The organism is Nostoc sp. (assembly GCF_036916575.1).
Taxonomy (GTDB): Bacteria; Cyanobacteriota; Cyanobacteriia; order Cyanobacteriales; family Nostocaceae; genus Nostoc.
In genome coordinates this window covers 1-14,150 of sequence record NZ_JBALGC010000012.1, presented here as the reverse complement: position 1 = coordinate 14,150, position 14,150 = coordinate 1, and the positions used below count along the sequence as shown (strand labels likewise).

Here is a 14,150-nt window from a genome sequence, read left to right as displayed (position 1 = left end):
GCACCGAATTTTAATTACTGTACCGTATATGCTGCGCTGTTTCTTGAATCCTTTACCAGTAAGCATTTCAAGACTTAACGGGAAAAGTCAGATTTGATATCTATGCCTGAGCTAACCGCTTAAGCATGAGTCTGATAAAACATAGATTGAGCGATGATTGTCGCATGAGGCAATGTTCGCTCAAAGTTCTTGACCAAACTCTTACATCGTTCCATCCAAGCATTTGAACGTTCTCTTCCCCCAACGAGTTGCAACCGGGACAAACCCCGTTTTACCAAGGGCATCTTTTTCTGCTTTCGTGGGTTTGGGTGCCAGTTGGAATCTGAGCTTGGTCATAATCTGAGGATAAAGTGTTTGCAGGGCGGCTGTGATCTTCTCTGGATGGTAGCCGTCGCCCGTGCAGAATCGTAATCTTTGGAATATTCATAGGCTTGGCACGAAAGTAATCCAAGTTCTGGCTCAATAGTTCAATCAAGCCAAGGTCATCACTCACACTGGCTCTAGTGCAGTGGGTGAAGAATGGTAGACCGAGAGTATCTACTGCCAAGTGCCGTTTGATGCCATTGGTACACTTGTAATGACAGAACCCTTTGGACTCCACGCCCGCATTGCAGGTATTCTTGACTGCAACCGAAGTCGATGATCAGTAGGGTTGTCCATTTTGGTTTTTTTTTGCGTCTGCGCGCACTTCCCATGCAACGTCGTCATCATCTGCTCTATTACTCCCGCTTCTCGCCACTGTAAGGAGATGCCAAAACACCGTTGAGTAGGGCGGTAAATATGCAGGGTAAATCACACCAGTTACACCCATTCTTGAGTTGATAGAAGATACCATCTAAGATTTGTCGCTTTGTCCACTTTGGTGGTCTGGTTTGCTTTTTCTGCGGCAATAGTGGTTCAATGATTGCCCACTCTTTGTCGGTTAAGCTGCTGGAGTACGGCATTTATTTCTCATTTTACCCGTTCTTCCAAGATCCCAAATGGGTTCTATAGATTGATAAATGCTACCCTTATAAATAAGTCACTATATTTTCTCATAACAGATATCAACAAACCAATTACCTAAATTGGAAAAAACTTCATGGGTAGAATTGGTTAATCGCTCAATCTGTTTCTCAATTTGAGACATAGCTTTTTTGGTAAGCTTTACCCCCGTTTCATAAGTTTCATGTACCAGTTTAACTACCGGATGTTTTCCTTTCCATGTCATCGTGGCAGCAAAATTTAGAGCTGTTTCTATTTCATCTAAAATACTGCCATTCCAATGATTTTCTAATACTGCCCAAGTCCGTTCAATGGGATTATATTTACTGTGGTATGGAGGATAGTAGGCTAAATGTATATTTACTTGGTGTTGACAGGCAAACTCTACTATACGTTTCATAAATTGGGTACGCCGTGAACTGTTCTGCGGCCCATTATCTTGATTGAGAAGTAGTGTTTTAACTTGAGAAAAACGATGCTTTTCACTCATCCAAAAATCTTCTAAAACATCAACGATAAAATCACTTTTAACTTTCGATTTTGTGAAGTCCAAAAATACCTCATCAAGCTCTGGAAGGAATATCCCATAAGGAGTTACAGTTGTTTTTGGATTATAATCATGGTCATCAGCTTTCGCCCCATCGCGGCTTTTACCTCCTCGGTCAAATGAGCCGATATTAACGCGGGCTTTTCCGTCCATACTTAGACGTAAAACACTCTTATCTTCATCTGCATCTTGATTTATTATGTCTAATTGCTCAAAGATTGCATCAGTTTGTGGGATTTTTTTTGGGGTTGAACTTTCTTTACCCTTCTGAGCTTGTAACCTAAATTATTTAATTTGACTCGAATTGAATAGGAATGTATGTAACTTTTCATCGCTGTAACCATACTTTTCGATTAATTGCTTTCTGACTTCGGCTGCACTGAGTCTAGTATATAGTCTTTGACTTTTAAAGCTCGGATCAGTTTGACTATAGAAGTCAACTAAATCTTTTATATCTTCTAAAAGATTTGGCAGGTGTGATTCTGCTTTATAACGCCCTTTGCCACTCATGTTATCAACACAAGTAATACCGCTTTTTAATTCTCTTGAACATTCCGAATCGTGTCTCGATTCCATCCTAATTCTGATTGTGCAAGCCTTTGCCCTCCTAAACCTAAGCCCTGAACTGTCTGTGCCATAAATTTGCGCTTTGCTGCACCTTTTAATTGAGACGCAGTTTGAATTAACAACTTTTTGAGAGAATCAGTTAATACTATAGCCACCAGTTACCACACTCAAAAACTCAATCATTATTCAAATTACTACAAAAGGGGATGAAGGGGCTGCCGACGGCAGCCCCTTCATCCCCTTTAAAATAATTATCATTATTGTTAAGGGAATAGTTTATTTTCTGGAAGTCCCTATGATTCCTATATATGGATAAAAAACAGCCAGTACAGCTTAGAAATGCTTCAATAGCAAGCAAGTGATGAAAGATTATTCATGTAGACATAGACGCTTTTTAGGCATCGGCAGAGCAACGGGATAATCCTGGCTACTAAAACTTTACCTTTGGTTTGCTTCAATTGCTTGATTTCAACGCAGTCCTATTTGTCAAAATTTTATCACCAAAAATGTTGGTATTTGTTACCAAGAGTTGGTATTGTTTTAGAAACATGAATGCTAAAAGACAAAGGATGATTGATTCTGCGATCGCCCATATCCTTGGCATATTTTGTGGTGTGGTGACTTGAGAGCAAATAGCGAATTGTGAGGGGTAATAGTGGCTTTGAAAAAACTATCTATCTTGTTTTGGCAGTGTCTTTTATTAACTGCCTCAATGGTAACGTCTATTCTTCCTGTTCTGGGTAAGGAAACGGCAAATGTAACTGACAAACAACCATTACTCCCACAGACAGCAGTTAATCAAGTTGAACTTAGTCACGAGATTTTAAACCTGAGTGATATGCAGTCTGCTTTCACCAGTGCCGCATATTTACTGAAGACACCCAGCAATCAGAACTATGTCCCAGAACTTAGCCAAGCAGTAACTCCTGTAGTGTTGGTGACAGATGTGAAAGTAAATACTACAAATAAAGGAATAGAGGTAATTTTAGTTACGCCTAATTCTGTTAAATTGTCTATCTCTCTTAAAACTGAAGGTAATTCTTACGTTGCAGATATCAAGAATGCTAGGTTGCAATTGGCGAGTGGTGAAAGTTTCCGCTCCCGAAAACCAGCAATCGGTATTGCATCGGTAATACTTGCACCTGTGGATGGCAATACGCTGCGGTTAACAGTGACTGGAGAAACAGCAGTACCAGTAGTGAAATTGTTTGATAGTCAGACTGAGGGTTTGGTGTTTAGCGTAACTCCTACTGCAATTACTGGGCAGCAGCCAACGCCGCCACAGAAAATACCACCAACTGAGTCACAGCAACCATCAATTGAACTAGAAGTAACTGCTCCTCCAGAAACAGGCTATAACGTTCCCGACGCGAGTATTGGCACAAGAACGAATACACCAACACGGGACGTTCCACAGGTAATTAATGTCATCCCCCAACAGGTGATCAAGGACCAGCATAACCAATACATTGGAGATGCGCTAAAGAATGCTGGCGTATCACAAGGCGGGTTTCCTTCAAGCTTGCAAGATAGATTCCTGATTCGGGGCTTTGATTCTTCTAATAATATCTTAACCGACGGTCTCAGGAATTACTTTGGTGGATCTGAACAAGCCATTAATATTAGCAATGTGGAGCAAATCCAGGTTCTTAGAGGTCCAGCCTCTGTGCTTTATGGACAAGCGGGACTGGGCGGCATAATCAATGTAATCACAAAGCAGCCCCTAAAAGAACCTTACTATGCTGCTTCTTTTTCTGTTGGCAGTTTCAACTCAATACAACCTTCGTTTGATATCGGTGGTCCAGTGACCTCAGATAAAACGGTCTTGTATCGTTTTAACGGTTCCTACCTGTCTTCTGATAGCTTTGTAGATTTTTACCATCAGCAGCGCTATCAGATCGCCGGCGCACTCTCGTGGGATATTAACAAGAATACAAAGTTGACATTGAATTCCAGCTATGAGGATTTCAATCGAAACTTAGATTGGCGCGGGCTGCCTGCTGTAGGAACTGTGCTGCCCAACCCTAATGGCAAACTCCCTCCAAGTCGATTTTTGGGAGAACCAGGGATAGAAGATCCTCAAGATACTGCATATACTCGTCTTTCCTACAAACTGGAGCATCGCTTCAGTGACAACTGGTCAGTGGAGAATGCCTTTCAGGCAATCCTTACTAGAACAACTGACAATCCTGATTTGTTACCAACCAGGCTAGAACCAGATAACCGCACCCTTGAGCGATTTACATTAGCTTTCCGTGGACCTTTTATTCAGAACTCATACGATCTTTATACTCAAGTCACGGGGCGCTTTAAAACCGGAAGCCTTGAACATCAACTCATTATGGGGTCGGAATATGCTTGGATTAATATTCAGGATGCTTATAGTCTTCCCTCTACTCCCGCAATTGATATTTTCAATCCTGTTTATGGGAAGCCACTCGGCAGTTCCATTGGCAACTTTCAGGGTGGAAATAGACTTGATGACCTGGGTGTGTATGCTCAAGATGCGATCGAGCTATTCTCTAATCTCAAACTGGTTTTGGGCGCTCGCTATGACTGGGCAGGGAATACGAGTTTTAGCCAAATTCCCACTTCTACCTCAACTTCGTTTTTAAGCCAAGCGTTTAGCCCCCGTGCAGGCTTAGTCTATCAGCCTATCAAACCAATATCGCTCTATGCAAGCTATAGCCGTTCCTTCGTTCCCCAAACTGGTCTAAGTGCTAATAATAATCCATTTCAACCGCAGCGGGGGACGCAATACGAAGTGGGTGTCAAGGCTGATTTGCTTGATGATAAACTCTCAGCCAACTTCGCTCTGTACGATCTTACCCTCACCAACAACCTCACTACTGACCCAAACAACACGAGGTTTTCTATTCCCACTGGAGAGGAAAGGAGTCGGGGTGTAGAGTTGTTTGTCACGGGTGAAATCTTACCAGGCTTGAATGTGATTGCATCCTATGCTTATACTGATCCCCGCGTCACCAAGGATAATTCCACCCCCGTAGGCAACCTCATCAACCTCGCGCCGCAAAATCAAGCTAGCCTCTGGACGACTTACATCATTCCCAAAGGTAACCTCAAAGGGTTAGGCGCTGGGTTGGGTTTGTTTTATGTAGGCGATCGCCAAGGGGATTTAGCTAATTCTTTTAAGTTGCCCAGTTATGTACGCACCGATGCAGCCCTTTTCTATCGTCGCGAACAACTCGATGCAGCGCTCAACTTCCAAAATCTGTTTGACATCACCTATTTTGACACAGCTTTGAGCAGAAATACAGTGTTTTATGGCAACCCATTTACCGTAACCTTTACGCTGGGGTGGCACTTTTGAGAACTATGGTGTTTACGTGGAGCAGCCGCCAGATGCGGCTATATTTTATTGCTTTATTCTGCTGTCTATTGCTATACGCTTGCAGTTACCAGACACACCTACACAGTAATAGTTATTCCTTGACTTTTTCACAACCCAAAGTAGATGTCCGCGTGGTCAAACACTTTATGGGTGAAACGATAGTTCCTGCCCATCCACAACGGGTAGTGGTTTTGCTTGGCTCTTTATTAGAACCTGCTTTTGCCTTGGGAGTCAAGCCGATTGCTGCCCCAAAGGATGCTGTCTCTGACTTGCAGCGATTGGTGGGCAAGCTTAGAGGCATTGAGTTGGTGGACTGGCCATCTCCCAATTTGGAGAAGCTTTTACAACTCAAGCCAGACTTAATTCTAGGCTTTAGCTCCCATGAGGATATTTACCCATTGTTGTCCCACATTGCACCTACAGTTTTGGCTACTTTCAACCCAGTTGCACCGTGGAAGGAGTTCTTAGCTTTTACTGCCCGTGCCTTAGGCAAGACTAAAGAGGAGCAACAGTTAATGGCTGACTACTATGCACGTTTAGCACACTTGAGAGCATCTATGGGTCAGCATCTGTTAAGCACGGTTGTATTATCGGTAGCCGAATTGCGCTCAACGGAGCTTATACTTGCAGAAAAGGCTAGTTTTGCGGGAACTATCCTCCTCGATGCTGGTATAAAAATTCCACCAAATCAATTGCTCGATCCCCAGACAAGCATCCGTTTGGGAGGACGCGCTATTGTTTATCCTTTATCAAATGAACTGCTGTGTGAGATTGATGGGAATATCCTATTTCTCGTCACTGAAGATTCGGTAGGCGATCAAGATTTAAACCCAGCAATCAAGCAATTCCAGCCATTTCCCTTGTGGTCTAAGTTAAAAGTTGTCCAGCTTCACCGGGTTCATCAGGTGGGTTTTTATTGGAAAGGATCTGGTTCAATATCAGCTAATCGAGCGATCAACGACCTCTTTAAGTACCTACTGAACTCGCAATTTTAAAGATAAGGATAAAATAGCAGCGTAGCTGAATTACAGGGGTTGAAGATTAGGCGTGGTTATTGCAGTCTACTCAACTGAAAATTTCTGTAACTGCAATCGCTATTTTGCTTGAAAGCGATCGCACGAGCACATACCCCCTACTTCGTTGTATCGGCTTACCAGTTTTAAGACAATACATTTGGAACACTCAACTTTTTATAAGTAAAGTGAAAGCTGTAGTTAATACAACTTAAGCTGTAGTTACAAATGCTAATGATGTTATAAGTAAAATTTAAGCTGTAGTTAATACAGCTTAAGCATTATTTATAGATACTCATGATGTTATAAGTAAACTTGAAGCGGTAGTTAATACAGCTTCAGTTGTGGTTATGAATGTTGAAGCTGTAGTTAATACAGCTTCGGTTGTGGTTATAAATGTTGAAGCTGTGTTAATACAGCTTCAGTTGTGGTTATGAATGGTGAAGCTGTAGTTAATACAGTCTTATGTTATTTCCAGGCGATCGCGCCAGCGAGTTAGTTTGCCATTGCTGAAGCTACCTGCGATGAAACGCTAAGAGCGGCTTTAATTAAATCGGCTCCTTTTTCACCGATCATAATCGTGGGCGCGTTCGTATTGCCCCCGACCAGAGTTGGCATGATCGATGCATCAACAACCCGCAACCCCGTAACACCGCGTACTCGGAGTTCGGGATCGACAACTGCCATTGGGTCAGTTCCCATTTTGCAGGTGCCAACAGGATGATACCCCGTAACGCAAAATTCCCGGATGTAAGCTTCAAGTGATTCATCGCTAATCACCTCAGCACCGGGACTGATTTCCTCACCTCGAAACTGATCAAAGGCACTTGTATGAAATAATTTACGCATTATTTTAATCCCAGCAACTAGCTTTTGCACATCAGATTGACTTTGCAGAAAGTTGATCCGAATAATTGGTGGGTCTTTGGGGTCAGGCGAGAGCAAACTGACACTGCCAATGTTTTGGGGATGAGTCAAACTGACTGTAACAGTGAATCCCAAACCAGAGAGAGTTTTGCCAGGAGATATCCACAGAATGGGACCGAAGAAAAACTGTAAATCTGGCGTGGCATCCAGATTACCTTCGGTATGCAAAAATAATCCGGCTTCAGCGTTACCATTACTGCTAATTGCCGGGTCTAACCCAGCAATTACCTCGTCTGCCACAGGATTGGTAATTATCTGGTGTGCCACAGGGACGAGAGAGTGGTCTTGGAGATTTTGACCGACACCTGGCAAATCAACGACGACAGGAATCGCCATTGCTTGCAGTTGTTCTGCATCACCAATGCCGGAAAGCATCAGCAGCTTGGGCGAATCGAATGCACCAGCACTTAAAATCACTTCTTTGTTAACCCTGGCTTGGTGCAGCCTTCCTTCGTGCATATATTCCACCCCAATGGTGCGGGTTCCCTCAAACAATAACCGAGTCACTAACGCTTTTGTTGTTATTGTCAAATTGGGACGCTTGAGAATTGGCATCAAGAATGCAGCAGCAGCACTGTGACGTTTACCATCCTTGACCGTCAACTGATAAATTCCCGCACCTTCTTGCTGTATTCCATTAAAATCAGGATTATGGTTATATCCAATTGCTACGGCTGCTTCTACAAATCGTTGGGATGCCACAGTAGGGGGTTGAATATCGGTGACGCTCAACTCCCCATCAACTCCGTGGTATGCGTCGGCACCGCGTTGCTGGTTCTCAGATTTCTTGAAATAGGGCAATACATCTTGGTAACTCCAACCAGGATTCCCCAATGACTGCCAGTGGTCATAATCGTGATGATTCCCCCGGATATAAATCATGGAATTAATCGAACTGCTGCCACCTAAGACTTTGCCACGGGGACAAAAGATTTTGCGGTTATTCAGGTACGGTTCTGGTTGGGAGAAATATTTCCAGTCCAGTTCCGAGCGAGGTAAGTTGGGGGATTCCAACGGAATTTGAATCTCAGGTTTAGTATCTGGATTGCCAGCTTCGAGTAATAACACAGTTGTTTTACTGTCTTCTGTCATCCGGTTGGCGACAACGCAGCCTGCCGAACCTGCACCAATCACAATATAGTCATATTGAGTCATGACATCCTCGCTTGTAAATTCAACTACTTTAAGAAATGGTAATGCTAGCAATGAACGGGAGAGTGACGATGTTAGGAATCTCGCGTCATTTTAAAACCAATTCCATAAAAACCCAGTTTGCTCGATGTTCTAGAGGAATCTCTGTTTTTTCCAAATACGGCTCGATATCTTGAAAGCCAAATATCCGATAAAGTGCCTGTGCTTCCTTTGCAAAAGGGGCACTGTCTAAACGTATCCTTGAGTAACCAATGTAAACAGCTTCATTGATGATAGCTTTTAATAAAGACCGATTCCTTTTGAGCGAAATTCTGGTCTTACATACATCCTTTTAATTTCGCCAACTTCTTCACCAATTTTTCGTAAGCAAGCGCAGCTGGCTATTTGTGCCTCAGATTGTCCCAAAAGCAAGCGTCCTGAAGGGGGTATAAATTCGTGAAGTTGAGTCATATATTGCTCAAAGAATGTATCAACATCTAAATTGATGCCGAACCGATGGCTGAATATCAACTTAGTCTCGTTAAAATATTCCCAAAACAGTTTCTGTATATGAGATTTATGTTCGTCAGTCTCTACCTGGATAATTTTAAGCAAAGTTTATACCTCGCTAAGTAATTAAATAAGAATCGGTATCAAGAGAATTTACTTATAAGTTAATTAGTGCTAATTAAAACTCAATATTGAGATTCTACCAAGGGTGAGGGACATTATACATCATAAATTCCTGTTGCAAATAGTCTGGCGTAGAGCTAGCGTAAAGTGGACAATTTGACAATCTTTAATCCTAAAACTACTTGGCGTATAGTCATAATCTGTCCGCACGCAAGACACTTGATATATGGTTCAGAATCTCGAAAGAACACGCCAGAGTGCAAGGTTTCCCGAAACTGCACCGGCTGCTAATCCCGTATTTTTTAGAACCTATAGCCGCCGGACAAAGGCGGGACTAAGGGAAACATGGGATGAGGTGTGCGATCGCACTCTACTCGGCTTAATCAAGCTGGGAAAGCTAACTCAAGAAGAAGCAGCCATCCTGGATCAGATGCAGCGTAACTTGAAAGCTATGCCCAGTGGGCGCTGGCTATGGGTTGGTGGTACAGACTGGATAAGCAAGCCAAAGAACTTTTCCGGCGCTTATAATTGCACCTCTACCAATCTCGAAGACTGGAGTGCCTTCGGATTAATGATGGATTTGGCAATGATGGGCTGTGGCACTGGAGCCGTCTTAGAACCACAATTTATTAACCAGTTACCCCCCATCCGTAATCAACTCAATGTCACTGTACAAGGTGAAATTGGCAGCACTCCTGTGCAACAGCGGCGTGAATATACTGAAACTCATATAGAAGGCAATAATGTCACTATTCACGTTGGAGATAGCCGTGAAGGTTGGGTTGAATCATATCAAACCCTGTTGGAACTCTCCACTGATGAACAATTTTCAACAGAAGTTGAAGTATTAGTTGATATCAGCGATGTCCGCAAAGCAGGAGAAACACTTAACGGCTTTGGAGGAGTTGCTAATCCTGTAAAATTGCCTGGACTTTATCAGGGTTGTGCATCTATTCTCAATAAAGCTTTAGGACGACAACTAAATTCAGTTGAATGTTGTCTATTAATTGATCAAGCTGCTGTCACAATTGTTGCCGGCAACATTAGGCGTTCAGCTGGCATGAGACAGGGTTCTAGCGAAGATAGTTTGTTCGCCGATGCTAAAGATAACTTATGGCAGCAGGATGAAAGTGGCAATTGGCGAATTGATCCAGAGCGTGATGCACTCAGGATGGCAAATCATACCAGAGTTTTTCACCGCAAGCCAACCTTAGAAGAATGTCTTAATGCTGTCCGCAAACAATATTATAGCGGTGAGGGAGCGATTCAATGGGCTGGTGAAGCCGTAGCGCGATCAAACATTGATTTACTGTCAACACAGGCTCTGAAAGTTAATTTTTTGCAAGCTTATGAACAAGAAACAGCACAACAGTGGTTAAAAGAACGTTATCCAAATCTTGATGCTAATGAGCTAGAACATCGTTTAGCTCGCTATGGGCTAAATCCGTGTGGTAATTGATTTTGCCTCACGTTAAAAACCTCGCAAAAACGGGGAAAGCTGAGATGCTAATCCCGTGGTAATCAAAGGAACCAAAAAGTCTTTGACACCGTACAGCGTAGAGAGTGAAACTATATTACACCGAAATTGGTGTCTAGAATATAATCTCTCCAAGAGTGCGGGGGCATGTGTGAAAAGCACTTTTATTATCTGAAGTCACATCTGCAAAATGTACGCGGAACTACTGCAAATAATCAAGCAGTAGAACTAGGGGATAAAAAGCCTCTAGGGTAACAAATTTGGAAATCATCGGCAGTAACTTCCACTGTAATTTGTCTGAGGTTCACCTTAATCAAATTGACCCATATAACTACAAAGAACAAGAAGAGGCTTTCACTGCTGGAGCGCTATCTGTAGCAGCACTTTTAAATCACAAATTTCTGGAACCACGCTATCAATACAGCCGTGAATTAGACCCGATTGTGGGAGTTTCTTTTACAGGTTTATTTGATTTCTTTGTCCATGCTTTTGGTGTTGATTGGCTGCGCTGGTGGGCAGAAGGAAGACCAGCTACTGCACAAGGATTAGCTTTCAAGCGTGAGGAAGAAAAATATCTAACTTCCTGGAAAGATATTGTACATCGGGTTGTTTGGGATTACTGCGATCGCCACAATCTCAAACGTCCAAATCGCTGTACCACAGTTCAACCCAGTGGTACTAAGGCTTTATTAACTAATGCTAGTTCAGGATGGCATCCCCCGAAAGCGCAAAGATTTATTCGCCGCATCACCTTCGCCAAAAATGACCCAGTAGCCTTAGCTTGTATTGACTACGGTTACAACGTCATTCCCTCTCAATCAGACAAAGATGAACAAGGCAATTTGCTCAATGATCCCTTTGATCAAAGGGTGAGTGAGTGGTTAGTAGAAATCCCTGTTTCTGTACCTTGGGCTGATTTACCAGCAGCTGATGAAATTGATGTTTCTAAGTTTTCGGTCTTGGCCCAATTTGATTTTGTCCTCCAGGTTCAACGTTGGTATGTGACTCACAATACATCAGCTACTTTGGAACTTCGCTCTGATGAAATCGAACCTTTGGCACAGCAGATTTATGAAGCTATCCAGAATGATGAAGGATATATTTCAGCAGCCCTTTTAGCCCGTTTTGACGACCTGCAATCATTCCCACGTTTGCCATTTGAACCAATAGATAAATCAACCTATGATCGCTTGAATCAAGAGGTGAAAGCACGACGCAAAACAGATGATTTCTGTGCAGTCTTAAGCCGCTACGATTTAGGCGAAATGTCAGAGGCTGGCCCTAGTGGTTGTGACTCTGATAAGTGTATGTTTCCCGATGAACAACCAAGCTCATAAGGCGAAATGACTATCAACTTAGGGTAGGTACTATTTATCTATTCCAATAAAAAGCGGTGGTTTTATATGATATATAACCACTGCTTTTTATATCAACTCAAATTTTTCCTTTACCCTTTTCCTCTCTCTGACTTTTCACGGCATGTGGAAAAGGTCATTTTGAAGGTTTCTCAAGCCCTGATTTTTACATTAGCTATTTTCATTAACTTATAACTATTGAGAATTAGGCTGTGGAAAAAGCCACGCTGTTTCATGGTTTGAGGACTTACCGTGAAAAGTCAGTTTCCTCTCTTTGGTAATTATTTGGGTGGAGAAAAGCAGCACAAAATTTCTCTACACTATGATCTTTAGCAAAAGGAGTCCGCCAATGAAAGCTTACGAAATTCAAAGCAATGCCGGGATTGATGCCCTCGCATTAGTTGATCGCCCTGAACCAAAACCAACTGCGGGACAAGTTCTGATTCAAGTCAAAGCAACATCCCTAAATTACCGTGATCTACTTATTGCCGAAGGAGCTTACGATGCTAAACAGAAATATCCGGTAATTCCCGTGTGTGACGGTGTGGGGGAAGTCGTGACAGTGGGGGAAGGTGTTACACGCGTGAAAATAGGCGATCGCGTCGCGGGTACTTTCTTCCAAAACTGGATTTATGGCTCTTTCACCAGAGAGAAAATGAAATCCGCTCTCGGAAGTGGTAACGATGGAATGCTGACTGAGTATGTCGTATTACACCAAAATAATTTGGTGATATTACCAGACTATCTATCTTACATTGAAGGGGCGACTTTGCCCTGTGCAGGTGTCACCGCTTGGCAAGCACTGGTGACAGAAGGCAATATTCGCGCAGGTGATAGTGTTTTATTACTCGGTACTGGGGGAGTTTCGATTTTTGCTCTCCAGTTTGCTAAGATACATGGTGCTAGAGCGATTATTACTTCCAGCAGTGATCATAAATTGGCACGAGCTAGACAACTTGGTGCTGACGAGACAATTAACTATAAAACAACACCAGATTGGGAAAAGCAAGTTTACCAATTGACTAATCGCATAGGTGTAGATCATGTAGTAGAAGTAGGCGGTGCAGGCACTTTGCCAAAATCACTACAAGCAGTCCGCATTGGGGGACGTATTAGTTTGATTGGCGTATTATCAGGTAGAGGAAATCAAATTGACCCCAGTCCAATACTTTTTAAGAATTTAACAGTTCAGGGAATTGAAGTTGGCAGTCGGGAAATGTTTGAGGCAATGAATCAGGCGATGCAACAGCATCAAATCAAACCGATTATTGATCGAGTTTTTCCATTCACTGAAGCACGAGAAGCTTATCATTATCTCAAAAGTGCGGCTCACTTCGGTAAAGTAGTTATCAACCTAATTTCTAATTAACTCGTTCCCATGCTCTGCATGGGAATGCATTCATGTGGGCTGCTACCTCAAGTCTAAAGAAGCGGAGCCTCCAGAAACCCATTCCTTGGCAGCAACCAAGGAACGAGAGGATAAAGAAAGTTATTTAAACAGCAGCGAGAGTAGGCGCAGCGACTTTAGCATATCGCTCGATGTAAAATTCCTTAGAGTGAGCGATCGCCTTCACAGATTCACGCTCTTTCAAAGCACGTTTCCACTGGCGTACACGGGTAAATTCCTCTGGTATTCCAAAGCCGCGATACTGTTTTAGTGCAGCCCAGCGCTCAAACCAGGGGAAATAGGTGAAATCGACCAAACTGATGGATTCACCAAACCAGTAGGGGCCTTCCCCAGATAGCTTTGCCAAACCTTCGTTTTCGATGAATTCCAGGTGTTTGTATAGTTCCTGTTTAACTTCTTCTTGTTTTTGGGGATCTGAACTCCGCAGCAGGGTAGAAAAAGCGGGAACGAACCTGGTGTTAGCAAAATCAATCCAGATGCGAGCCTGTGCCTTTGCAATCGGACTGCTGGGTAACAGTGGTGGATTGGGAAATACCTCATCGAGATACTCGTTAATTACTGCTGACTCCCAAACTGGCTGATTACCATGAGTTAGTGCAGGAACTTTACCATAGGGGGATACTTTGGTAAACCCTTCAGGCTTATTGTGCAAATCAATCTCAACTCATATCTTGCACCTGGAAATATGGATGTCAAAACCACAACTACGTGCAAGAGGTAACAACCGCTCAATATTAAGTAACATATGAGACACTA

The 14,150-nt window shown here is 42.9% G+C and carries 10 protein-coding genes and 2 pseudogenes; 4 read left to right on the top strand and 8 right to left on the bottom strand.

Annotation, left to right across the window (positions count from 1 at the left end):
• Nucleotides 1-119: 119 nt before the first annotated feature.
• From V7L29_RS04420 to V7L29_RS04400, 5 genes and pseudogenes are all read right to left on the bottom strand, one after another.
• Complete coding sequence (locus tag V7L29_RS04420; protein WP_334694083.1) at nt 120-284, bottom strand: hypothetical protein; 165 nt, start codon at nt 282-284, stop codon at nt 120-122.
• Complete coding sequence (locus tag V7L29_RS04415; RefSeq protein WP_334734655.1) at nt 272-547, bottom strand: hypothetical protein; 276 nt, start codon at nt 545-547, stop codon at nt 272-274. Before V7L29_RS04415 ends, V7L29_RS04420 begins: the two co-directional genes overlap by 13 nt.
• Entirely contained in the window at nt 538-660 is a 123-nt protein-coding gene (locus tag V7L29_RS04410; RefSeq protein WP_442944130.1) for a hypothetical protein, read from the bottom strand. Before V7L29_RS04410 ends, V7L29_RS04415 begins: the two co-directional genes overlap by 10 nt.
• 59 nt (nt 661-719) lie before the next feature.
• Nucleotides 720-944 carry a transposase gene (locus V7L29_RS04405; RefSeq protein WP_334694085.1) on the bottom strand — a complete coding sequence of 75 codons (225 nt, stop codon included), beginning with the start codon at nt 942-944 and terminating at the stop codon, nt 720-722.
• An 80-nt stretch (nt 945-1,024) separates the two neighbouring features.
• A pseudogene (locus V7L29_RS04400) lies at nt 1,025-2,247 on the bottom strand (ISAzo13 family transposase).
• A 506-nt stretch (nt 2,248-2,753) separates the two neighbouring features.
• Here V7L29_RS04400 and V7L29_RS04395 point away from each other — a divergent pair.
• Nucleotides 2,754-5,429: a TonB-dependent siderophore receptor gene (locus V7L29_RS04395; protein ID WP_334734654.1), complete on the top strand. Its 2,676-nt coding sequence runs from the start codon at nt 2,754-2,756 to the stop codon at nt 5,427-5,429.
• 119 nt (nt 5,430-5,548) lie between these two features.
• Nucleotides 5,549-6,445, top strand: a complete 897-nt coding sequence (locus V7L29_RS04390; RefSeq protein WP_334734653.1) for an iron-siderophore ABC transporter substrate-binding protein — start codon at nt 5,549-5,551, stop codon at nt 6,443-6,445.
• A 513-nt stretch (nt 6,446-6,958) separates the two neighbouring features.
• Here V7L29_RS04390 and V7L29_RS04385 read toward each other — a convergent pair.
• Nucleotides 6,959-8,545, bottom strand: a complete 1,587-nt coding sequence (locus V7L29_RS04385; protein ID WP_334734652.1) for a GMC family oxidoreductase — start codon at nt 8,543-8,545, stop codon at nt 6,959-6,961.
• Nucleotides 8,546-8,821: 276 nt separating this feature from the next.
• Nucleotides 8,822-9,136 (bottom strand): GNAT family N-acetyltransferase, encoded by a 315-nt coding sequence (locus V7L29_RS04380; protein ID WP_334734651.1) that lies wholly within the window; start codon nt 9,134-9,136, stop codon nt 8,822-8,824.
• A 244-nt stretch (nt 9,137-9,380) separates the two neighbouring features.
• On the opposite strand from V7L29_RS04380, the pseudogene nrdJ reads away from it, so the two are divergent.
• Nucleotides 9,381-11,968: pseudogene (nrdJ, locus tag V7L29_RS35390) on the top strand (ribonucleoside-triphosphate reductase, adenosylcobalamin-dependent); the annotation flags it as partial.
• Nucleotides 11,969-12,335: 367 nt separating this feature from the next.
• Nucleotides 12,336-13,355: a zinc-dependent alcohol dehydrogenase family protein gene (locus V7L29_RS04365; RefSeq protein WP_334734650.1), complete on the top strand. Its 1,020-nt coding sequence runs from the start codon at nt 12,336-12,338 to the stop codon at nt 13,353-13,355.
• A gap of 124 nt (nt 13,356-13,479) precedes the next feature.
• Here the strand turns inward: V7L29_RS04365 and V7L29_RS04360 are convergent, their stop codons facing one another.
• Entirely contained in the window at nt 13,480-14,046 is a 567-nt protein-coding gene (locus V7L29_RS04360; protein WP_334734649.1) for a glutathione S-transferase family protein, read from the bottom strand.
• Nucleotides 14,047-14,150 lie beyond the last annotated feature (104 nt).